The sequence below is a fragment of the Nocardioides flavescens genome, from assembly GCF_009823805.1.
Lineage (GTDB): Bacteria > Actinomycetota > Actinomycetes > Propionibacteriales > Nocardioidaceae > Nocardioides > Nocardioides flavescens.
Map to the genome: position 1 here is coordinate 238,418 of NZ_WUEK01000003.1, position 21,131 is coordinate 259,548.

A 21,131-nucleotide genomic window follows, 5' to 3' on the forward strand; every position below is an offset into this window, starting at 1 on the left:
CAGGAAGGCACACGCGTGAGCCAGAACCCCTTCGAGGCCCTGGGTGGCGGTGGCTTCGACATGAACGCCCTGCTGCAGCAGGCCCAGCAGATGCAGCAGCAGCTCCAGGAGGCGCAGGAGCGCCTCCACGAGCAGGAGGTCGACGGCACCGTCGGCGCCGTGACCGTGCGCGTCAACGGCGTCGGCGAGCTGGTGCAGGTCACGATCGCGCCCGGCAGCTTCGACGGCTCCGACGCCGAGGACCTCTCCGACCTCGGCGACATGGTCGTCGCGGCCTACCGCGACGCCAAGGCGAAGGCCGACGCGGCCGCCGCCGAGGCGCTCGGCCCGCTCGCCGGTGGTCTCGGCGACATCCCCGGCGCGCCTCAGCCGGGCCAGCTCGGCTTCTGACCCCCGATGTACGAGGGCGTGGTCCAGGACCTCATCGACGAGCTCGGGCGGCTGCCCGGGATCGGGCCCAAGAGCGCCCAGCGGATCGCCTTCCACCTCCTGCAGGCGGAGGAGACCGACGTACGCCGCCTGGCCGACGTGCTCGTGCAGGTCAAGGCGCGGGTGAAGTTCTGCTCGATCTGCTTCAACGTCTCCGAGGAGGAGACCTGCCGGATCTGTCGCGACCCGCGGCGCGACCCGACGGTGCTGTGCGTGGTCGAGGAGTACAAGGACGTCGTCGCGGTCGAGCGGACCCGTGAGTTCAAGGGCCGCTACCACGTCCTGGGCGGGGCGATCAGCCCCATCGACGGCATCGGGCCCGACCAGCTGCGCATCCGCGAGCTGATGACCCGCCTCGGCGACGGCACCGTGACCGAGCTGATCCTCGCGACCGACCCCAACCTCGAGGGCGAGGCGACCGCGACCTACCTCACCCGGCTCCTCAAGGACTTCGACCTCACCGTCACCCGGTTGGCCAGCGGCCTCCCGGTCGGCGGCGACCTCGAGTACGCCGACGAGGTCACCCTCGGCCGCGCCCTCGCCGGCCGCCGCAGCGCCCGCTGACCGCTGCGGGGCCGGACCTCCCGCCCGTGAGATGACCGCAGGGTCGGACCGGGCGGGCCGTAGAATTCACGGCGGCCCGTGGAGCGTCGCGGGTCCGCACCCACCGCACCCGACACCGTGAGGACCCGACCCGTGGGCATTGTCGTGCAGAAGTACGGCGGCTCGTCCGTCGCCGACGCCGCAGGCATCAAGAGGGTCGCCCAGCGCATCGTCAACACCAAGCGCGACGGGCACGACGTCGTGGTGGTGGTGAGCGCGATGGGCGACACCACCGACGAGCTGCGCGACCTCGCCCAGCAGGTGAGCCCGCTGCCGCCGCCGCGCGAGCTCGACATGCTGCTGACCTCCGGCGAGCGCATCTCGATGGCGCTGGTCGCGATGGCGATCGCCCAGCTCGGCCACACCGCCAAGTCCTTCACCGGCTCGCAGGCGGGCGTCATCACCGACTCGGTGCACGGCCGCGCCAAGATCATCGACATCTCGCCCGGCCGCATCGAGGCGGCGATCGCCGAGGGTGCGATCGCCATCGTGGCCGGCTTCCAGGGCGTCTCGCAGGACACCAAGGACATCACCACGCTCGGACGCGGCGCGTCCGACACCACGGCCGTCGCCCTCGCGGCGGCCCTGGGTGCGGAGGTCTGCGAGATCTACAGCGACGTCGACGGCGTCTTCACCGCCGACCCGCGGATCGTGAAGACCGCCCGCAAGCTCGACAGCGTCTCCACCGAGGAGATGCTCGAGATGGCCGCCTCCGGCGCCAAGATCCTGCACCTGCGCTGCGTCGAGTACGCGCGGCGCCACCAGATGCCGGTCCACGTGCGCTCCTCCTTCTCGCAGAAGGAGGGCACCTGGATCGTGCCGACCCCCGAGGGAGAACAACCCGTGGAACAGGCCATCATCTCCGGCGTCGCCCACGACCGCAGCGAAGCCAAGATCACCGTCGTCGGCGTGCCCGACAAGGTGGGGGAGGCGGCCCGCATCTTCGAGGCCCTCGCCGCGGTCGAGGTCAACCTCGACATGGTCGTGCAGAACGTCTCGGCGGCCGCGACCGGCCTGACCGACATCTCCTTCACCCTCCCGCGCGCCGACGGCACCCAGGCGATGGCCGCGCTGGCGAAGATCCAGGACGAGGTCGGCTTCGACAAGCTCCTCTACGACGACCAGGTCGGCAAGATCTCGCTGATCGGCGCCGGCATGCGCAGCCACCCCGGCGTCACCGCGAAGTTCTTCTCGGCGCTCGCCTCGGCCGGGGTCAACATCGGCATGATCTCGACCTCCGAGATCCGCATCTCGGTGATCGTCGACGAGTCGCAGGTCGACGAGGGGGTCCGGGCGGCCCACACGGCGTTCGACCTGGACTCGACCGAGGTCGAGGCCGTCGTCTACGGCGGCACCGGCCGATGAGCGGTCCCTCGCGCCCGGTCAACATCGGGATCGTCGGCGCCACCGGACAGGTCGGCGTCGCGATGCGCCAGATCCTCGAGGAGCGCGCGTTCCCCGTCGGCGACATCCGCTTCTTCGCCTCGGCCCGCTCGGCCGGCACCGTGCTGCCCTACGCCGCGCCCGACGGCGTCCGCGAGATCACCGTCGAGGACGCCGCCACCGCGGACCCGAGCGGTCTCGACATCGCGCTGTTCTCGGCCGGGGCCACGACCTCGCGCGCCCAGGCGCCGCGCTTCGCCGAGGCAGGCGTGCTGGTCGTCGACAACTCCTCGGCGTTCCGCATGGACCCCGAGATCCCGCTCGTGGTCTCCGAGGTCAACCCCGAGGCGATCGGCGAGGCCCGCAAGGGCATCATCGCCAACCCCAACTGCACCACGATGGCCGCGATGCCGGTGCTGAAGGTGCTGCACGACGAGGCCGGCCTGACCCGCCTCATCGCCTCGACCTACCAGGCCGTATCCGGGTCCGGCGTCGCCGGTGTGAAGGAGCTCGCCGGTCAGGTCGCCGCGGCCGGCGACAAGGCCCGTGAGCTGGCCTACGACGGCTCGGCGGTCAGCTTCCCCGAGCCCGACAAGTACGTCACCACGATCGCCTACAACGTCGTGCCGCTGGCGGGCTCGATCGTCGACGACGGTCTCGACGAGACCGACGAGGAGAAGAAGCTGCGCAACGAGTCGCGCAAGATTCTCGGTCTGCCCGACCTGCGCGTCTCCGGGCTGTGCGTGCGCGTCCCGGTCTTCACCGGCCACTCGCTGGCCATCAACGCGGAGTTCGAGCGTGCCCTGACCCCCGACCGCGCCCGCGAGCTGCTCGCCGACGCCCCGGGCGTCGAGCTCGCCGACGTGCCCAACCCGCTGCTGGCCGCCGGCCGCGACCCGTCGTACGTCGGTCGCATCCGCACCGACCCGGGTGTGCCGGACGACCGCGGCCTCGCGCTGTTCATCTCCAACGACAACCTGCGCAAGGGCGCCGCCCTCAACACCGTGCAGATCGCGGAGCTGGTCGCCGCCGGGCTCTGAGAGCCCCGGGCCTCAGGCCCGGTCGCTGGAGTCGGCGTAGGTCGTGGTGACCCAGTGCGACACCAGGAACATCACCACTGACACCAGCGGGATGGCGATCGCCATCCACCACTCGAACAGCTGACCGGCGAGGAAGAGCAGCGTGACCACGCTGAGCAGCGCCACGGCCAGCACGGCCGTGCTGCCCGGCTCGGGCTCGCCCACAGCGCGCAGCAGCGCGCCTCCGGCGACCGCGGCGACGACGAGGATGGCGACGAGCAGGAAGAACCCGCCGCCCCCGCACGACGACGTGCCGCGCACGACCGAGCAGAGCCCCTGCGCGGCCAGGGTGGCGAGGACGACGAGCAGGCCGACGACCGCGCCGATGACCGCCACTACGCGGCGACCGGTGAGCCCGGGCACCTGAGGCAGCTGCAGCGAGCGGCTGCGCGGAGCCTTCTCCTCCGGCACGCGAGCCGGCTCCGCGCGCGGGACCGGCGGGCGGACGGGGGCCGGTGCGGCCACGACCGGCTGCGGCTGCGTCACCTCGACGGTCGGCTCGGGGACCGGCTCGGGCTCCGGCGTCCGCTCTGGCTCCGGCCGGGTCAGTGCGGTGGGCTCAGGACCGGGCTGAGGTTCGGGCTGGGGATCCGGCTGTGGCGCGGCAGCCGGCTTGCGGCGGCGCTTGCGGCCGAAGAGCGACGGCGCCTCGAGCGACGGCCCGGAGTCCTGCCCGGGGTCGGGCTCGGTGTCGTGTGCGTCGTCCCTCCCGCTCATGGGCGCCAGTCTCGCAGAACGCCGCGAAGATGGAGTGGGGACCCGACAGCGCTATGTTCGCCCCGACGAAGGGGTGGTACATCGTGTCACCGACACGTGGTACCCCCGTGGGTAATTGAGTGATTTCGTCTTGTATCGTTCCGAAGCGTCAAGAAGTTCAGTCCTAGGGGGGCTTGATGGACTTCAGGGTGACCTCGTGGTCATGCTCATTTTGTGGTCAGCAAGGCAGTGCCGAGACCCGTCTGGCGGGTGGCCTCGGCGCGATGATCTGCACGGACTGCCTGTCCTACTACACCTCGGCCGTCGAGGCCGCGGAGGACGGCGAGCAGCTCGTCACGCCCGGCTGGGACCGGCTCACGGACGCGGAGATGCTGGGCACGCTGCCCAAGATCGCCGCCGACGCCGCCCAGGTCGACCGGTTCCTGCGTCAGTGGGTCTCGCTCATCCGTGAGCGGCGCATCTCCTACGCCGAGATCGGCAAGGCCCTCGGCGTCTCGCGCCAGGCCGCCTGGGAGCGCTTCAGCCGGGTCGTCGACGTCCAGGACGACGACGACGCCCGCAGCGGCACCGCCTGACCCACCGATCCGACAGCACCGGGCCACCGCGAGGTGGTCCGGTGCTTCGGCGTACCCGGACGACGGGCGCGGGCCCGGGTCGGGAACGACGAACCCCCGGCCGCTCCGCGAGGAGCGACCGGGGGTCGTGGTGGTGAGGAGTCGGGCTGACAGGATTTGAACCTGCGGCCTCCTCGTCCCGAACGAGGCGCGCTACCAAGCTGCGCCACAGCCCGATGTGAGCCGGGGCTCACGAAGCCAGGAGCATACCGGAGCCCTCAGTGCCGCTCCCAATCGCCCGGCACCAGCGTCAAGAGGGTGGCCTCGGGGCGGCACGCGACGCGGATCCGGGCGTACGGCGAAGTGCCGAGACCGGCGCTGACGTGCAGCCACGACGAGGCCGGGTCACCGGGTCGGGAGTCGGCCGGGTGGCGGTGCAGGCCCCGGGCGCGGGCGGGGTCGAGGTCGCAGTTGGTGGTGAGCGCGCGGCCCCCGGGCAGGCACACCTGGCCGCCGTGGGTGTGGCCCGCGAGGACGGCGTCGTAGCCGTCGGCGGCGAACTGGTCGAGCACCCGGAGGTACGGCGCGTGCGCGACGCCCAGCCGCACGTCTGCGGCCGTCTCGGCCGGTCCTGCGACCTCGTCGAGGCGGTCGTAGGACAGGTGGGGGTCGTCGACGCCGGCGAAGGCCAGCGTGAGGTCGCCGACGCGGACGGTTGCGCGACGGTTGGTGAGGTCGACCCAGCCGGCGTCGGTGAACGTCGAGCGGAGCTCGCGCCACGGCAGCTGGGGGACGTCGGTGTGGCGCTTGCCGGTGTCGGGCAGCAGGTAGCGCACGGGGTTGCGCAGCGAGGGACGGAAGTAGTCGTTGGACCCGAAGACGAACACCCCGGGAGCGTCGAGCAGAGTGCCGAGCGCGTCGCGCACGACCGGCACGGCCTCGGCGTGCGCGAGGTTGTCGCCGGTGTCGACGACGAGGTCGGGCCGCAGCGTGGCGAGGCCCGCGAGCCACTCCTGCTTGCGCGTCTGGCCGGGCGTGAGGTGCAGGTCGCTCAGGTGCAGCACACGCAGCGGACGGGCGCCCGCGGGCAGCACCGGCACGCTCACGCGGCGCAGGGTGTACTGCCGGGCCTCCCACACGGCGTACGCCGTCAGCGCGGTCCCGAGGGCGGCTCCGGTGGCTGCGACGCCGCCCGTGAGGCGGGCGAGGGCGCGCACGGAACTCATTCGACAAGGCTGCCACAATCGAGTCCATGGCCACGCTCAAGGACCGTCTGCGCACCGACCTCACCACCGCGATGAAGGCGCGTGACGAGGTGCGCTCCTCCACACTGCGCATGGTGCTCACGGCGATCACCAACGCCGAGGTGGCCGGCAAGTCGGCCCGCGAGCTCAGCGACGACGAGGTGGTCGGCGTCCTGTCCAGCGAGGGCAAGAAGCGGCGCGAGGCGGCCACGGCGTTCGACGACGGCGGCCGTGCCGAGATGGCGGCCAAGGAGCGCGCCGAGGCGGCCGTGATCGCCGACTACCTCCCCGAGCAGCTCACCACCGAGGAGATCGCCGAGCTCGTCCGCGCCGCCGTCGAGCAGACCGGCGCCGCCGGCGAGGGCATGCGCGCCATGGGCAAGGTGATGGGCGTCGTCCAGCCCCAGGTCAAGGGCCGCGCCGACGGCGGTGCCGTCGCCGCCGAGGTACGCCGCCAGCTCGGCTGACAGGGCGTGTCCCGGGTCGTGCCCTGGCTCGCCCCGGTGGCGAGCGCGGTCCTGATGGTCATGGCCGGCGCAGCCGGCTACTCAGCCGAGTCAGGTTCACGAGCGGGCGCCGAGCCGGTCCTCGCGGCATTGCTCATCGGAGCGCCCTTCGCCGTGCTCACTCTCGTGGACTTCGCCTGCGCCATCGCCCTGAGTGTCCCGTGGTCGCGAGCGGTGCATCTCGGCGCGCTGACGCTGCAGACCCTGGCGTCGGCTGCTCTCCTCGCGGCCGTCGTCGCGCTCGACGGGACCCCCGGTCTTACTCACGAGACGGTGGTCGCCGTCCTGTTGCTGGGGCCCGCAGCCGTCACCTGGCTCTGGATCTCGTCTCACCGCCCCAGCGAGGTGTAGGGCTCCGGCGCCTCGCCGGACGCGGTGGCCGGCACGTCGAACGCCCACGACGCGTCCGCCGCGAGCTCCTTCAGCTGCTCGACGGTGAGGGGACGGCTCTGCCCCTCGGGGACGACGAGCTGAACGGTGACCCGGAGCCCGCCTTGGTGATCCGTGCGGATCGCGACCCAGGTGTCGGTGCCGATCTTGTCGTCGTCGCGGCGGCCGGCGACGAGCTCAGCCGGAGCTGACGACACCGGGACGTGCTGGACGTTGACCTCGATTCTCGCGCCTGGGACACCGTCGATGCCGATCTCTGCGTAGGTCTCGCCCGAACCGGCGGCATCGCCCTGCCCCCGACTCGCCGAAGCTGCGAGGCCCTGCGCTGCGACGGCGTCAGCGAGGAGCCCGGCGGTGGCGCGACCGTCCAGCGCGACGAGCGAGGTGTCCGCTCCGGCATGGGCCTCGTGGGCACCGGAGTCGGTCGCCACGACCGTCGACGGCATGAGCGGGGCGGGTGCGAGGGCGTGCACGGCCGTGCCGACCACGAGGGCGGCAGTGACGGCGCCGACAGCGCCGAGAGCGCGCCGTTGCCGCCGGCGGGCGAGGCCCTTGGCGCGCGCGGCGACGGCGAGGGCAGAGAGGTCGGTGTGGACGTCGCCGACGGAGTCGGCGAGCTGATCGTGGATCGTCGTCACGAGATGTCGTCCTCCGCGGTCTGAGCGAGCTCGGGGAATCGGGAGCGCAAACGTGCGAGCGCACGCGAGGAGCGCGTGCGGCAGGCTGATTCAGTGATGTCGAGCTGGGCAGAGGTCTGCGCGATCGACAGATCCTCCCAGAACCGCAGGACGACGACCGCCCGGTCGAGGTCGGGCAGCGTCGTCAGCGCCGAGAGCAGGGACAGACGCAGCGACGGGTCGATCACCTCACTGTGCATGTCGTCGACGAGCGGCACCTCGCGCACCCGGTGCCGGCGCTGCTCACGCAGGTAGAGGCGCATCATGATGGTGCGCACGTACGCTGCCGGATCGTCCGCTCTGGAGACCAGGCGCCACTTCGTGAACGCAACCGAGTAGGCGCTCTGAGCGAGGTCCTCGCCGCGCTGGTGGTCGCCGCACAGGAGGACGGCGGTCCGCAGCATCCGCGTCCCGGTCGCGTGCACCAACTCTTCGAAGGAGGTGTGGCGCTGCACGGTCGGAGGGTCCGCTGTCGTCGTCACACCCTAGAAGAGGCCGGCATCCCTGGAAATGTTGCAGACCAGGCGAAGCTAAAGCGGGCGAGGCAGTTCGCGCGGCGCGTCGCTCCGCCGGTCCCGGAACTGGCGATGGCGGAGCCGCGCCGACCAAGGCCTCGACCTCAGCGACCCCGAGGACCGCGAGGGCCTCGGCCGTCGCCACCTCGGCCGCCGTTGTTCGGCGCGGGCGGGACGTAGGGGACGGTGTCGCCGGCACCCGCCGTCGTCGGGGGTACGAAGTCCTCGTACGGGTCACCAGCCGTGATGGCCTTCAGGGCGTCGCCCCAGATCGGGGCGGCGAAGCCAGACCCGGAGGCCTCGTAGATGTAGGAGCCGCTGATGGTCTTCCCGGGGAGCTCGTCGGGAACCCCCGCCGGCGTGATGCCGGCGATGGTCGCGGCAGCGGCGTACTTGGTGGTGTAGCCGGCGAACCAGACCGCCTTCTGAGCGGAGGTGGTGCCGGTCTTCCCGGCGGCCGGCACGCTCAGCCGCTGCGCGTCGGCGAAGCCTCCCTCGATGACTCCGCGCAACACGTCGTTGACCGCGTCGGCGGTCGTCTGCTGCATGACCTGCTGGCAGTTGGAGGCGTAGTCCTTGAGGACGGTGCCGTTGGCGTCCTTGATCTGAGTGACCGGCCGCGAGTCGCAGTGCAGGCCCCGGGCTGCGAACGTCGCGTAGGCCTCGGCCATCTCGAGCGGGGAGGCGTCCGTGACGCCGAGCGTGAACGACGGGAAGCGCTCGACGGCCGGGTCCGTCAGCCGCACGCCCATGGCCTTGGCGAGCTCGAACGGCTTGCAGACACCGGTGGCTTCTTCAAGCTGCAGGAAGTAGGTGTTGATGGAGTAGCGCGTGCCGCCGTACATGTTCATGTACGAGCCGGTGGGCGTGGACGTCGAGTTGCTGACGGGGTAGGGGCCGACGAAGCCGGGCTGTCCGGGGCAGTTGGCGAAGTCTGCTTGGTCGAACGTCATCGGTGACGGCGCGTTGTACGCCGTGCTCAACGGCATCCCCATGTCCAGGGCGGCGGCGAGGGTGAAGGCCTTGAAGGTCGAGCCGGGCTGGAAGCCGTTGGAGCCGCCGTACTCGCGCGGAATGGTGTAGTTGACGAAGGTCTCGTTCTTCTTGGGATTGACCCCCATGGGGCGCGACTGAGCGAGGGCGACGACGTTCCCGGTGCCGGGCTGGACGATGGCCAGAGCCCCGATGGCCGGGTCGGACTGCTGGACATGGTTCTGCACGCCGGCGTCGGCAGCCTGCTGGTCGCTCATCGAGAGCGTGGTCTGGATGGTGAGTCCACCGGTCTTCAGCAGGTTCTCGCGCTCGTCGCGGGTCTTACCGAGGGACTCGTCGTCGAGGAGGTACTCGACGACGAAGTCGCAGAAGAACGGCGCCGTGGAGTTGAGGCAGCCGCTGCTCGTCTCGGTCACCTTGAGCCCGAGGTCCTTCTCCTTGGCCTTGTCGGCCTTCTCGCGGGGGATGACGTTGAGCTGGGCCATCCGGTCGAGGACGACGTTGCGCCGCTCGATCGCGCGGTCGGGGTAGTTGGTCGGGTCGTAGCCGGTGGGGTTCTTCACCAGGCCGGCCAGGACCGCGGACTGGCGGACGTTGAGGTCGCGGGCGTTGACGTCGAAGTAGTGCCGCGCGGCCGACTGGATGCCGTAGGCGCCGTCGCCGAAGTAGGCGGTGTTGAGGTAGCGCTCGAGGATCCAGTCCTTGGAGTGCGTCTGCTCCAGCGCGATCGCGTAGCGCAGCTCCTTGAGCTTGCGGGCGTAGGTGTCCGCCGTCGCGGCCTTGAGCTCCTCGGGCGTCTTGGCCTGGCTCTGCAGCGTCAGCTTCACCAGCTGCTGGGTGATCGAGGAGCCACCCTGGACCACGCCGTCGCTGGCCTGGTTGGTGATGAGCGCGCGCAGCGTGCCCTTCAGGTCGAGGGCGCCGTGCTGGTAGAAGCGGTAGTCCTCGATGGCGACGAGTGCCTTGACCATCGTGCGCGAGATGCCCTTGAGCGGGACCGTCACGCGGTTCTCGTCGTAGAGCGAGGCGATCCGGTTGCCGTCGGCGTCGAGGATCGTCGTGCGCTGCGACAGCGGCTGCGTCTCGAGCTCCTCGGGCAGGTCGGCCATGCCCTTGGAGACGTTGCGGGCGCCGAGCCCCGCGACCCCGGCGAACGGGACGGCGAGGCCGGCCACGACCAGGCCGAGCACGGCCGAGACCGCGACCATCAGCCCGAGGTGGGTCAGCACACGGTAGGCGGGGAGCCGCTCCTGGGGAGGCATGGACACCGCATCAGGGTACGTGAGGCGGCCCAGACCAGCGCGTTCCTCGCACCTGGCCGACCGGGCGCCAGGGGAGCCCCGGCACACCCCAGGCCGCCCCAGGGGCCGCTGGGGCCAGAGCAGACACCTGTCGCACGATCCGGGAACGACACACCCACAACCGGCCCACAAATAGGCCCTCGAACGGGGTCCAGATGCTCGCGAGATGCCCGGACGTGCCACGGCTGGGGTGCCGACTAGTCACTAATGACTAGTCATTCTGGGCTATGCAGGTCCGTCCGTACACCCGTACTCCGACTCTCAGGAAATTCGTAGTTTCTGTAGCACGGGGATTGATGGATGTGGCAGGACCCCCGGGACAGCCGCCTCACCGGCGGACAAGACCCTTTCTCGGAGAACAGCAGGTAACGACATGTGGATCGAGGACTGGACCCCCAAGGCGGCGTGCCGGCAGGCACAGCCGGATGAGCTCTTCGTCCGTGGCGCCGAGCAGAACAAGGCCAAGCAGCTGTGCACCGGCTGCCCGGTGCGCACCGAGTGCCTCGCGGAGGCGCTCGACAACCAGATCGAGTGGGGCGTGTGGGGCGGCATGACGGAGCGCGAGCGCCGTGCCCTGCTGCGTCGCAAGCCCACCTCCTCGTGGCGTCACGTCCTCGAGACGGCGCGCGTCAAGGCGATCTCGGACCACGAGATCTCCGCTTGATCACCCGCTCGAGCACCTTCGAGCCAGCACAGCAGCACCCAGACCAGCACCACCCAGACCAGCACCACCCCCACCCCACAGCTCCTGGCCGTCGTCAGGACCCGCTCGCGGCCGGTTGACGCCACCTCCTGGTGGCCTTCGACCGGCCGCCAGCGCGTGGAGGGGACTTCACTCCTCCCCGGCGACATCTCCGGCGACATCTCCGGCGACATCTCCGGCGAGCAGCCCGCCCACGACCCGCAGGCCGTCGAGGTCGTGCACGTCGCCGGCCAGTGCCGGCACCACCGCGGTCGCGATGCTCGGGTGGGCCGCGGCGAACCGCTCGCGCAGCGTCGCCTCCCGCTCCACCATCCGCGCGCGGTCGGCGTGCAGGCGCAGCAGCCCCGCCGTCACCGGCGCGGTCTCCGAGCCCGCCGACTCGCGCTTGAGCCGCGCGCTCGCGGCCATCGCCTCGTCGGCCGACAGGTCGCCCAGCGGTGCGCGCGACGCGCGGTTGACCACCAGGCCGGCCAGCGGCATCTGCTCCTGGCCCAGGCGCTCGACGAAGTACGCCGCCTCGCGCAGGGCGTCCGGCTCGGGTGCGGCGACCACGAGGAACGCCGTGCCGGGGGCCTGCAGCAGCGCGTAGGTCTGCTGCGCCCGGACCCGGAAGCCGCCGAAGACGGTGTCGATCGCGGCGATGAAGGTCTGCAGGTCGCGCAGGAAGGCCCCGCCCAGGATCTTCGACAGCGCGCTCGTGACGATGCCGAGGCCGGCGGTCATCAGCCGCGCCGGGCCGCGGGCGGGCGCGAGCAGCAGCTTGACGAAGCGGCCGTCGAGGAACGACGAGAGCCGGTCGGGCGCGTCGAGGAAGTCCAGCGCCGAGCGCGAGGGCGGGGTGTCGACAACGATGAGGTCGTAGGTGCCGTCGCGCTGGGCGTCGCGGCGCAGCTGGCCCAGCTTCTCCATCGCCATGTACTCCTGCGTGCCGGCGAAGGAGCTCGAGAGCGCGACGTAGAAGGGGTTCTCGAGGATCTGCTGCGCCTTCTCCGGCGAGGCCTGGCTCTCCACGACCTCGTCGAAGGTGCGCTTCATGTCGAGCATCATCGCGTCGAGCGAGCCCTCGCCCTCGACGCCCGCGACGGGGCGCGGGGTGTTGTCCAGGGCGGCGATGCCCATCGACTGGGCGAGGCGGCGCGCGGGGTCGATGGTCAGCACCACGACCTTGCGGCCGCGCTCGGCGGCGCGCAGCGCGAGGGCCGCCGACGTGGTCGTCTTGCCGACGCCACCGGAGCCGCAGCAGACGATGATGCCGGTCTGCGGGTCGTCGAGGAGCGCGTCGACGTCGAGCACGGGCGCGGAGCCGGGGGCAGCGGCGAGGGGGCCGACCCGGTGGTGCGGGCGGCTCACGCGAGCCCCTGCTGGCGCAGCGAGGCGGCGAGCTCGTAGAGCCCGCCGAGGTCGATGCCCTGCGGCAGCCGCGAGAGCTCGTACGACGGCACGTCGAGCTCCTTGACGAGCTTGCGCTGGCTGTCCTCGAGCGCCCGGCGCACCGCGTGCTCCTGGGCCTCGTGCAGCAGGCCGTCGACCATCGTGTCGCCGCCGGCGACGCCGACCCGCGCGAGGTCGGCGGCCACGCCGTCGCGGTCGAGCTCGCCGCGGCGGGCCACCCCGAGGTCCTTGACCCGCAGGTCGCGGGGGCGGGTGAGGTTGACGACGACACCGCCGACCGGCAGGCCGGCCGCGCGCACCTCCTCGATGCCGTCGGCGGTCTCCTGCACGGGCATCTCCTCCAGCACGGTGACGAAGTGGATCGCGGTGCGCGGCGAGCGGAAGAGCGTCATCATCGTGTCCGACTGGTTCTTGATCGGACCGACCTTGGCCAAGCCGCCGGCGACCTCGGAGACGTTGAGGAACTGGGTGATCCGGCCCGTGGGCGGGGCGTCGAGGACGACGGCGTCGTACTCGATGGCGCCCTTGTTGCGTGCGTTGCGCTGCACGGCCTCGTAGATCTTGCCGGTGAGCAGGACGTCGCGCACGCCCGGCGCGATCGTCGTCGCGAACTCCACGACGCCGAACTTGTCGAGGGCGCGGCCGGCGCGGCCGAGGCGGTAGTAGAGGGAGAGGTACTCCAGCAGCGCCGCCTCCGGGTCGATGTGCAGCGCGTGCACCGCCCCGGGGCTCGCGCCGTCGGCACCGGTGAGGCCGGCGGCGATGCGGCGCTCCTCGAAGGGCAGCGGGTCGACGTCGAACATCCGCGCGATGCCCTGACGTCCCTCCACCTCGCAGAGCAGGACGTTCTTGCCGTGGGAGGCGAGGGCGAGGGCCAGCGCCGCCGCGACGGTCGACTTGCCGGTGCCCCCCTTGCCCGTCACCACGTGCAGCCGCACCCGGGGCCAGTCACTCACGACCCCGACCCTACTGAGCAGTCACAACGCCGTCAGGGGAACGGTCGCGAGACGGTCAGCGCCGGCGCAGGGCCAGCGTCAGCGCGTGCGCCTCGTGGAGCAGCAGTCGGCCGAGCTCGTCACGGCGCTCGGTGCCGAAGCGCTGCTCGATGCCGGTGAGGCTGAGGGCCCACTGGGGGCGCTCCTGGGCGTCGAAGACGGCCGCGGCCATGCCCCAGCTGCCCGGCACGATGAGGCCGGGGTTGACGGCGTAGCCCTGCTCGCGGGTCATCTGCACCCGCGCTCGCACGACGCGTCGGCCGTGGCGCGCGCCGTGCTCGGCGGTGAGGTCGACGCGCTCGAGGTAGGCCTCGACCTCGGCGTCGGGCAGGTAGGCGAGCACCACCATCCCCGCCGAGGCGACCCCGAGCGGGAAGCGGATGCCCTCGTGCAGCACGTGCGAGCGGATCGGGAAGCTGCCGTCCTCGCGCAGCAGGCAGACCGTCTCGTCGCCGCGGCGGGCGGAGAAGAAGGCGCTCTCGCCGGTGGCCAGCGCGAGGCGGCGTACGGCGGGCTGCGCGACCGCGGTGACGTCGTAGCGCGGCTGGGCGGCCGTGCTCAGCAGGTAGAGCTCGGGCCCGAGCAGCCACCGGCCGTCGGCGTCGCGGTCGACGAGGCCCTCGGTCTGCAGCGAGGCGAGCAGGCGGTGGACGGTGGGCCGGGCGAGCCCGGCGGCACGGGCGACCCGGGAGGTGGTGCCGCCGTCGGGCTCGTGGCCAGCGACGGCGCGCAGGACGGCGCCGATGCGGCCGACGACGTCCGACGGGGTGTCCACCCAGTGAACGCTAGCGGGACCGACCGTCCGCCAGGCGACGACATCTCGGGGTGTGGTTGACCGCCCTGCGGCGCGCGGCTTGGATCGGGGCATGGACAAGGTGGTGAGCTCGGCCGCCGAGGCGGTCGCCGACCTGCAGGACGGTGCGACCCTCGCGGTCGGCGGCTTCGGGTTGTGCGGCATCCCGTCGGTGCTGATCCGGGCGGTGCTGGACGCCGGCACGAAGGACCTCGAGGCGGTCTCCAACAACGCCGGCGTCGACGGCTGGGGCCTCGGCCTGCTGCTCGAGCAGGGCCGGCTGCGGCGGATGGTGGCCTCCTACGTCGGGGAGAACAAGGAGTTCGCCCGGCAGTACCTCTCCGGGGAGCTCGAGGTCGAGCTGACCCCGCAGGGCACGCTCGCCGAGCGGATGCGGGCCGGTGGCTCCGGCATCCCGGCGTTCTTCACCGCCACCGGGGTCGGCACCCAGGTCGCCGAGGGCGGCCTGCCGTGGAAGTACGACAGCGAGGGCAACGTCGTCGTCTCGAGCCCGCCGAAGCAGACGCAGGTCTTCGACACCCCCGGTCCGGACGGGATGGTCGAGCGGCAGTTCGTGCTGGAGCGGGCGATCATCGCTGACGTCGCGCTGGTGCGGGCCTGGAAGGGCGACCGGCACGGCAACCTCGTCTACCGCGACTCCGCGCGCAACTTCAACCCGCTCGCCGCCATGTGCGGCCGGCTCACGATCGCCGAGGTCGAGGAGCTCGTCGAGCCCGGCGAGCTCGACCCCAACGAGGTCCACACCCCGGGGGCGTTCGTCCAGCGCGTGGTCGCGCTGACGCCCGAGCAGGCCGCCGAGAAGCGGATCGAGAAGCGCACTGTCCGGACCGCCGAAGGGAGCGCGTCGTGAGCTGGACCCGTGAGGAGATGGCCGCGCGGGCGGCCTCGGAGCTGACCGACGGCTCCTACGTCAACCTCGGCATCGGGCTCCCGACGCTGGTGCCCAACTACGTCGACGACGACGTCGAGCTGGTGCTGCAGTCGGAGAACGGCATCCTCGGCGTCGGGGCCTACCCGCTCGAGGGCGAGGAGGATCCCGACCTGATCAACGCCGGCAAGGAGACCGTGACCGTGCGCCGCGGGGCGTCGTTCTTCGACTCCGCGACGTCGTTCGGGATGATCCGCGGCGGCAAGATCGACGCCGCGATCCTCGGGGCGATGCAGGTCAGCCGCCACGGCGACATCGCCAACTGGATGATCCCCGGCAAGATGGTCAAGGGCATGGGCGGCGCGATGGACCTGGTCCACGGCGCCAAGCGGGTCATCGTCCTGATGGAGCACGTCGCCAAGGACGGCACCCACAAGATCGTCGAGGAGTGCTCGCTGCCCTTCACCGGCAAGGGCGTCGTCCAGCGGATCATCACCGACCTGTGCGTCATCGACGTCGAGGCCGAGGGCCTCGTGCTCGTCGAGCTCGCCCCCGGCGTCACCGAGGACGAGGTGCGCGAGAAGACCGGGCCGGAGCTGACCAGTCGACTCTGAGTGGTTTCGAGACAGGACTTCGTCCTTCCTCAACCACCGGGGCGGACGGGACTTCGTCCTTCCTCAACCACCGGGGCGGACAGGACTTCGTCCTTCCTCAACCACCGCGCGGAGGCTGCGCCGGTTGAGGAGGTCGCGCAGCGACCGTCTCGAAACCGCGCGAGTAGGGTGCCGAGCATGACCAAGTGGGAGTACCTGACGGCGCCGATCCTCACGCACGCCGCCAAGCAGATCCTGGACAACTTCGGCGCCGACGGCTGGGAGCTCGTGCAGATCGCGCCGGGGATGAACCCGGAGAACCTCGTCGGCTACTTCAAGCGGCCGGTCCAGGCGTGACCTCCCCCGAGGAGCGGCTCGCCGAGCTCGGGCTCGCGGTCCCGGAGGTCGCCAAGCCCGTCGCGGCGTACGTCCCCGCGGTGCGCAGCGGCGCCCAGGTCTTCACCTCCGGTCAGCTGCCGATGCGCTCGGGTGAGCTGATCGCCACCGGCAAGGTCGGCGCCGGCGTCACCGAGGAGGAGGCCTACGCCTGCGCGCAGCAGTGCGCCCTCAACGCCATCGCCGCGATCAAGGCCGAGGTCGGCGACCTGTCGGCGATCACCCGCATCGTCAAGGTCGTGGTGTTCGTGGCCTCGAGCCCGGAGTTCACCGGTCAGCCGCGGGTCGCCAACGGCGCCTCCGAGCTGTTCGGCGACGTCTTCGGCGACGCCGGCGTGCACGCCCGCTCCGCGGTCGGCGTGGCCGTGCTGCCGCTGGACGCGCCCGTCGAGGTCGAGGTGCTGGTGGAGCTCGGCTCCGCCTCGTGAGGCCGGACCAGTGAGGATCCCGACCCCGCCGGCGGCGCTGCCGCCCGAGGTCGTCGCGCTCGCCCGGGAGTACGCCGACGGCACGCGCGAGCCGGCCGAGCCGCGGGACGCGGCCACCGTCCTGCTGCTCGGCGGGTCGGGCGAGCTGCGCACCTACTACCTGCGCCGCCACACCGCGATGGCCTTCGCCGGCGGCATGTGCGTCTACCCCGGCGGCGGGGTGGACCCGCGCGACTTCGACACCGAGGTCGCCTGGGCCGGGCCACCGCCGTCGGAGTGGGCCCGGCGCCTGGGCTGCGACGGGGACCTGGCGCGGGCGCTGGTCTGCGCGGCGGTGCGCGAGACGTTCGAGGAGTCCGGGGTGCTGCTCGCCGGGTCGAGTGCCGGCGAGGTCGTGCCCGACACGAGCGGTGACGACTGGGAGGCCGACCGCGCCGCGCTCGAGTCGCGCGAGCTGGCGATGACCGACTTCCTGCGCCGGCGCGACCTGGTGCTGCGCACCGACCTGCTCGGCGCCTGGGACGCCTGGACGACGCCGGTCTTCGAGCCGCGGCGCTTCCGCACGTGGTTCTTCGTCGCCCGGCTGCCCGAGGGCCAGCGCACCCGCGACATCTCGGGGGAGTCCGACGCCGTCGCGTGGCTGGCGCCGCTCGACGCGGTCGCCCGGGCCGACCGGGGCGAGATCATGCTGATGCCCCCGACGTACCTCACCTCGCTGGAGGTCGGCGAGCACGCCGGCGCCGACGAGGTCCTCGAGGCCGCCCGGGAGCGGACCGTGGCGATGCACACGCCGAGCCTGGAGCCGCGCGGCGAGGAGTGGGTGCTGTCCACCCCGCCGCACCTCGTGCCGGTCCTCGAGCGGCACCTGGAGACGCGGTGAGCGAACCCTGGCTCGGCGGGTCGTACGGCGAGCGCGGGCGCTGCCTGCTCGCCCCCAACCCCTCGCCGATGACCCTCGACGGCACCAACACCTGGGTGCTGCGCGAGCCCGGTGCGTCCCGCTCGGTGGTGGTCGACCCCGGCCCGCGCGCCGACGGCCACCTCGACCCGCTCACCGAGGGGACCGACGAGGTCGGTCTGGTGCTGCTCACCCACCACCACCACGACCACGCCGAGGTGGCGGTCGACTTCGCGCGGCGCAAGGGCTGCGCCGTCCGGGCCCTCGACCCGGCGCTGTGCGTCGACGCCGACCCGCTGGTCGACGGCGAGACGCTCACCGTCGACGGCCTCGAGCTGCGGGTGCTGACCACGCCGGGTCACACGGCCGACTCGGTGTCGTTCGTGCTGCCGGGTGACGGCGCGCTGCTCACCGGTGACACCGTGCTCGGGCGCGGCACCACCGTGGTCGCCCACCCCGACGGCCAGCTCGGCCCCTACCTCGACTCGCTCGACCGGCTGCGTCGCGAGGTGCTCGGCGGCGAGGTCCGCACGCTGTGGCCGGCCCACGGGCCCGTCCTCGACGACGCGCTGGGCGTCCTCGACCACTACCTCGCCCATCGGCGCGACCGCCTCGCGCAGGTCGAGGCCGCGCTGCGCGAGCTCGGGGTCCGGCCCGGGCCCGAGCTGGCGGAGGACCCCGACCTCCCGCGCCGGGTCGTCGAGGTGGTCTACGCCGAGGTGGACCGCTCGGTCTGGGACGCCGCCGAGCTCTCGGTGCGGGCCCAGCTCGCCTACCTCGCGGCCGGCCGCTGACACACGTCTGAACGATCCGGGTCGCTCGTGCGTTGTCCCTGCATGGGGGGCACGGCGTGAGGGCCTGGGCGGGGCTGGTCGCCGGCACCCTGCTGCTCGCGGCCTGCGACGGCGGCGCGCGTGAGGCGACCTCGCCCGAGCGGCGTACGACGGCCAGCCCCTCGGCGTCCCCCGCGGCGGTCGAGGAGGACCCGGCGACGCTGACGCTGGCCTTCGCGGGAGACGTCCACTTCGAGGGCGGGTTCACCGGCCTGCCCGGCTGGGACCGCGCGACGCTCGGGCCGATGTCGCCGGTGCTGCGCGACGCCGACCTCGCGATGGTCAACCTCGAGGCGGCGCTCACCGACGCGGGCCGCCCCACCCGCAAGGAGCGCGAGGTGCCGGGCAACCGCTACTGGTTCCGCGCGCCCGCCTCGGCGCTCGACCTGCTCGATCGCTCCGGCGTCGACGTCGTGACCGTCGCCAACAACCACGGCGCCGACTACGGCCCGGCCGGCCTGCAGCGCACGATCGAGATCGCCGCGCAGGCGCCCATCGGGGTCGTCGGCGTGGGACCGGACGCCGAGGCGGCGTTCACCCCCTTCCGCACGACGGTGCGCGGCACCGACGTCGCCGTGCTCGCCGCCGACGCCTCACCGCGCGAGAGCGCCGACGCGATCTGGGCTGCGCGCGCCGGCACCGGCCCCGGGCTGGCCTCGGCGCGCGGCGAGGACCGCGACCAGCTCGTCGCGGCGGTGCGGGCGGCCGCGGCCGTCGACGACCTGGTCGTCGTCTACCTGCACTGGGGCGAGGAGGGGGAGACCTGCCCGACCGGACAGCAGGAGGCGCTGGCCGCCGCGCTGGCCGAGGCCGGGGCCGACGTGGTCGTCGGCACCCACGCGCACCGTCTCCAGGGAACCGGGCTCGTCGACGCCCCGGCCGGCGGGTCGACGTACGTCGCCTACGGGCTCGGCAACTTCTTCTGGTACCACGGCCTCGAGGAGGACACCGGCGTCCTCAAGCTGCGCGTGCGCGACGGCGAGGTGCTGACCGACACCTGGGTGCCCGGGCGCATCCGGCCCGCCGGCGGCAACCCGCAGCCGCTCACCGGGCGCGACCGGACACTCGCCGAGGGGGAGTTCCGCGGGCTGCGCTCGTGCACGTCGCTGGCGCCGGGCCCGACCGAGGCCACGGCGCAGCCCGAGCCCGCGGCGCTCCCCGAGTTCGAGTCCACCGTGCGCCCGATCGGCGACGCGCTCGCCGCGCGGATGCGGGGCACGAGCATCCGGCCCGGCTGCCCGGTGCCGCTCGCCGACCTGCGCCACCTCACGCTGTCCTACGTCGACGTGGACGGCGCGGCTCGCACGGGCGGGATGGTCGTGGCGGCCGACGTCGCCGACGACGTGGTGAGGGTCTTCGAGCGGTTGTACGACGCGCGGTTCCCGATCGCCCGGATGCGGACCATCGAGGCCTACGGCGGTGACGACGACCGGTCGATGGCCGCCAACAACTCCTCGGCGTTCAACTGCCGCACCGTCGCGGGCAGCAGCACCCTCTCCGACCACGCCCTGGGTCGCGCCGTCGACCTCAACCCGGTGCAGAACCCCTACGTCACGGCGGCCGGGGTGCTCCCGCCCGCCGGCCGGACGTGGACCGACCGCGACCGGGTCGCCGACGACCCGCGGGTGGTGAGCGCGGACGACGTGGTCGTGCGGGCCTTCGCCGAGGTCGGGTGGGAGTGGGGCGGCACCTGGGGCGAGCCCGACTACCAGCACTTCTACGCGCCCTGACCCCCGGCCCGGACGCGTGTCGGCGTCTGGTCGAACCAGCGTCGGCACGCGCGGGTCAGCACCGCCTGCTCGGCGAACCCCACCGAGCGTGCGACCTGCGCCAGCGGCAGGTCGGTGCCGACCAGCAGCCGGTGGGCGGCGGCACGACGGGCCTCGTCGAGCACCTCGGCGAACGTCGAGCCCTCCGCGGCGAGGCGACGCTGCAGCGTGCGCGGGTGCAGCCCGAAGAGCCGCGCCACCGAGACCACGTCGGGCGCGGAGCTGTCGAGGAGCTGGCGGACGGCGCCGCGCACCTGGTGGGTGAACGGCCGGTCGTCGGTGTCGTCGTCGGGCTGGTCATCGGCGGGCCTCTGGCGGGAGAGGAAGTCGAGGGCGAGGCGCCGCACGGTCTCGTCGCGTCCGGTGAGCGGCAGCGACCCGAGGCTGCTCGGCAGCCGCAGACGCGCCGCGGGGCGCCCGAAGCGCACCCGGACGCCGAAGAACTCCTCGTAGACCGCGACCGGGGCGAGCGGGGAGTACGGCAGGTCGACGCTCCGCAGCCCGTAGGTCCCGCCGACCAGGGCGCGGATGCTGCGGTGCAGGGAACCGAGGCTGAGGTCGGTGCCCTGACGCGGCGGGGCGACACCCGGCGGGGCGACGTCGTACCTCAGCGCCTCGACGCCGGGGACGCCGTCGGGATCGGGCTCGGCGGAGATGCGCATCGCCGGGGCGTGGACGAAGAGGTAGCGCGAGGTGCACTCGAGGGCGTCGGCGACGGTGGGGGAGTTCTCGATGGCCAGGGCCAGCGGGCCGAGGAGGGAGAGGTCCTGGCGCGCGGCCACCCGCAGCCCGAGGTCGGGGCGTCCGAGCTCAGCGGCGGCGAGCTCCAGCACGCCGGCCATCGCGGTGTCGGGCACCAGCACGTCGTCGGCGTCGAGGGCGGCCACCGGGAGGCCGGCGCGAGCGGCGAGGTCCTCGGCGTCGCCGCCCAGCGACTCCACCTCGGCGCGGAACCCGCGCAGCCCCGCCGACCGGATCACCGACACGACCGCCAGTCTCGACCCGGTGTCGCGTAGGATCAAGGGTCTGTCGCGTCGGATCAAGCGCGGCC

The 21,131-nt window shown here is 72.7% G+C and carries 24 protein-coding genes and 1 tRNA gene; 15 read left to right on the plus strand and 10 right to left on the minus strand.

Annotated features, from left to right (window positions below; translation table 11 throughout):
* Window positions 1–15: 15 nt before the first annotated feature.
* The 4 genes from GRQ65_RS06255 to GRQ65_RS06270 all read left to right on the plus strand — a co-directional run bounded on the left by GRQ65_RS06255 (window position 16) and on the right by GRQ65_RS06270 (window position 3,455).
* Window positions 16–390, plus strand: a complete 375-nt coding sequence (locus GRQ65_RS06255; RefSeq protein ID WP_337191528.1) for a YbaB/EbfC family nucleoid-associated protein — start codon at window positions 16–18, stop codon at window positions 388–390.
* A gap of 6 nt (window positions 391–396) precedes the next feature.
* On the plus strand, window positions 397–993 hold the full coding sequence (gene recR, locus GRQ65_RS06260; RefSeq protein ID WP_160876278.1) for a recombination mediator RecR: 597 nt from the start codon (window positions 397–399) through the stop codon (window positions 991–993).
* A 132-nt stretch (window positions 994–1,125) separates the two neighbouring features.
* The gene (locus tag GRQ65_RS06265) at window positions 1,126–2,397 is read left to right on the plus strand and encodes an aspartate kinase (protein ID WP_160876280.1); all 1,272 of its coding nucleotides are present in this window, start codon (window positions 1,126–1,128) and stop codon (window positions 2,395–2,397) included.
* On the plus strand, window positions 2,394–3,455 hold the full coding sequence (locus GRQ65_RS06270; protein ID WP_160876282.1) for an aspartate-semialdehyde dehydrogenase: 1,062 nt from the start codon (window positions 2,394–2,396) through the stop codon (window positions 3,453–3,455). Before GRQ65_RS06265 ends, GRQ65_RS06270 begins: the two co-directional genes overlap by 4 nt.
* A gap of 12 nt (window positions 3,456–3,467) precedes the next feature.
* On the opposite strand, the gene GRQ65_RS06275 is transcribed toward GRQ65_RS06270, so the two are convergent.
* On the minus strand, window positions 3,468–4,211 hold the full coding sequence (locus GRQ65_RS06275) for a hypothetical protein (protein WP_160876284.1): 744 nt from the start codon (window positions 4,209–4,211) through the stop codon (window positions 3,468–3,470).
* 263 nt (window positions 4,212–4,474) lie between these two features.
* Here GRQ65_RS06275 and GRQ65_RS06280 point away from each other — a divergent pair, with 263 nt between their 5' ends.
* The gene (locus tag GRQ65_RS06280; RefSeq protein WP_237447796.1) at window positions 4,475–4,786 is read left to right on the plus strand and encodes an Lrp/AsnC family transcriptional regulator; all 312 of its coding nucleotides are present in this window, start codon (window positions 4,475–4,477) and stop codon (window positions 4,784–4,786) included.
* 141 nt (window positions 4,787–4,927) lie between these two features.
* Here GRQ65_RS06280 and GRQ65_RS06285 read toward each other — a convergent pair.
* Window positions 4,928–5,001: transfer RNA gene (locus GRQ65_RS06285), tRNA-Pro, on the minus strand.
* Between the two features lie 42 nt (window positions 5,002–5,043).
* Window positions 5,044–5,991, minus strand: a complete 948-nt coding sequence (locus GRQ65_RS06290) for a metallophosphoesterase (protein ID WP_160876288.1) — start codon at window positions 5,989–5,991, stop codon at window positions 5,044–5,046.
* A gap of 26 nt (window positions 5,992–6,017) precedes the next feature.
* Between GRQ65_RS06290 and GRQ65_RS06295 the strand changes: the two genes are divergently transcribed.
* Window positions 6,018–6,476 (plus strand): GatB/YqeY domain-containing protein, encoded by a 459-nt coding sequence (locus GRQ65_RS06295; protein WP_160876290.1) that lies wholly within the window; start codon window positions 6,018–6,020, stop codon window positions 6,474–6,476.
* A gap of 6 nt (window positions 6,477–6,482) precedes the next feature.
* Window positions 6,483–6,866 carry a hypothetical protein gene (locus GRQ65_RS06300; protein WP_160876292.1) on the plus strand — a complete coding sequence of 128 codons (384 nt, stop codon included), beginning with the start codon at window positions 6,483–6,485 and terminating at the stop codon, window positions 6,864–6,866.
* Here the strand turns inward: GRQ65_RS06300 and GRQ65_RS06305 are convergent.
* The 3 genes from GRQ65_RS06305 to GRQ65_RS06315 all read right to left on the minus strand — a co-directional run bounded on the left by GRQ65_RS06305 (window position 6,845) and on the right by GRQ65_RS06315 (window position 10,352).
* Complete coding sequence (locus GRQ65_RS06305) at window positions 6,845–7,543, minus strand: hypothetical protein (RefSeq protein ID WP_160876294.1); 699 nt, start codon at window positions 7,541–7,543, stop codon at window positions 6,845–6,847. The genes GRQ65_RS06300 and GRQ65_RS06305 overlap by 22 nt on opposite strands.
* Window positions 7,540–8,037: a sigma-70 family RNA polymerase sigma factor gene (locus GRQ65_RS06310; RefSeq protein WP_160876296.1), complete on the minus strand. Its 498-nt coding sequence runs from the start codon at window positions 8,035–8,037 to the stop codon at window positions 7,540–7,542. The genes GRQ65_RS06305 and GRQ65_RS06310 overlap by 4 nt, the downstream gene beginning before the upstream one ends.
* A gap of 164 nt (window positions 8,038–8,201) precedes the next feature.
* Window positions 8,202–10,352, minus strand: coding sequence for a transglycosylase domain-containing protein (locus GRQ65_RS06315; protein WP_202387743.1), 2,151 nt, complete (start codon window positions 10,350–10,352; stop codon window positions 8,202–8,204).
* 412 nt (window positions 10,353–10,764) lie between these two features.
* Between GRQ65_RS06315 and GRQ65_RS06320 the strand changes: the two genes are divergently transcribed.
* Window positions 10,765–11,055, plus strand: a complete 291-nt coding sequence (locus GRQ65_RS06320) for a WhiB family transcriptional regulator (protein WP_160876300.1) — start codon at window positions 10,765–10,767, stop codon at window positions 11,053–11,055.
* A gap of 168 nt (window positions 11,056–11,223) precedes the next feature.
* On the opposite strand, the gene bagB is transcribed toward GRQ65_RS06320, so the two are convergent.
* From bagB to GRQ65_RS06335, 3 genes are read right to left on the minus strand one after another with little or no spacing between them, the layout of a single operon-like run.
* Complete coding sequence (gene bagB, locus GRQ65_RS06325; protein ID WP_337191529.1) at window positions 11,224–12,444, minus strand: ArsA family ATPase; 1,221 nt, start codon at window positions 12,442–12,444, stop codon at window positions 11,224–11,226.
* Entirely contained in the window at window positions 12,441–13,442 is a 1,002-nt protein-coding gene (gene bagA / locus GRQ65_RS06330; RefSeq protein WP_160876302.1) for an ATPase BagA, read from the minus strand. The genes bagB and bagA overlap by 4 nt, the downstream gene beginning before the upstream one ends.
* Before the next feature lie 55 nt (window positions 13,443–13,497).
* Window positions 13,498–14,256, minus strand: coding sequence for an IclR family transcriptional regulator (locus GRQ65_RS06335; RefSeq protein ID WP_337191530.1), 759 nt, complete (start codon window positions 14,254–14,256; stop codon window positions 13,498–13,500).
* Between the two features lie 91 nt (window positions 14,257–14,347).
* Here GRQ65_RS06335 and GRQ65_RS06340 point away from each other — a divergent pair, with 91 nt between their 5' ends.
* The 7 genes from GRQ65_RS06340 (at window position 14,348) to GRQ65_RS06370 (ending at window position 20,041) form a co-directional block, all read left to right on the plus strand.
* A complete protein-coding gene (locus GRQ65_RS06340; RefSeq protein ID WP_160876306.1) occupies window positions 14,348–15,145 on the plus strand; it encodes a CoA transferase subunit A in 798 nt (265 codons plus the stop codon).
* The gene (locus GRQ65_RS06345; RefSeq protein WP_160876308.1) at window positions 15,142–15,777 is read left to right on the plus strand and encodes a 3-oxoacid CoA-transferase subunit B; all 636 of its coding nucleotides are present in this window, start codon (window positions 15,142–15,144) and stop codon (window positions 15,775–15,777) included. Before GRQ65_RS06340 ends, GRQ65_RS06345 begins: the two co-directional genes overlap by 4 nt.
* Before the next feature lie 177 nt (window positions 15,778–15,954).
* On the plus strand, window positions 15,955–16,113 hold the full coding sequence (gene sp36, locus GRQ65_RS06350) for a Sp36 family protein (protein WP_155992272.1): 159 nt from the start codon (window positions 15,955–15,957) through the stop codon (window positions 16,111–16,113).
* Entirely contained in the window at window positions 16,110–16,580 is a 471-nt protein-coding gene (locus GRQ65_RS06355) for an Atu1372/SO_1960 family protein (RefSeq protein WP_160876310.1), read from the plus strand. The genes sp36 and GRQ65_RS06355 overlap by 4 nt, the downstream gene beginning before the upstream one ends.
* Window positions 16,581–16,590: 10 nt before the next feature.
* On the plus strand, window positions 16,591–17,460 hold the full coding sequence (locus GRQ65_RS06360) for an NUDIX hydrolase (protein WP_160876312.1): 870 nt from the start codon (window positions 16,591–16,593) through the stop codon (window positions 17,458–17,460).
* The gene (locus GRQ65_RS06365; protein WP_337191531.1) at window positions 17,457–18,272 is read left to right on the plus strand and encodes an MBL fold metallo-hydrolase; all 816 of its coding nucleotides are present in this window, start codon (window positions 17,457–17,459) and stop codon (window positions 18,270–18,272) included. Before GRQ65_RS06360 ends, GRQ65_RS06365 begins: the two co-directional genes overlap by 4 nt.
* A gap of 56 nt (window positions 18,273–18,328) precedes the next feature.
* Window positions 18,329–20,041: a CapA family protein gene (locus tag GRQ65_RS06370; RefSeq protein WP_160876314.1), complete on the plus strand. Its 1,713-nt coding sequence runs from the start codon at window positions 18,329–18,331 to the stop codon at window positions 20,039–20,041.
* Here the strand turns inward: GRQ65_RS06370 and GRQ65_RS06375 are convergent.
* Complete coding sequence (locus tag GRQ65_RS06375) at window positions 20,029–21,066, minus strand: AraC family transcriptional regulator ligand-binding domain-containing protein (protein ID WP_160876316.1); 1,038 nt, start codon at window positions 21,064–21,066, stop codon at window positions 20,029–20,031. The two genes, GRQ65_RS06370 and GRQ65_RS06375, sit on opposite strands and share 13 nt — an antisense overlap.
* Window positions 21,067–21,131 lie beyond the last annotated feature (65 nt).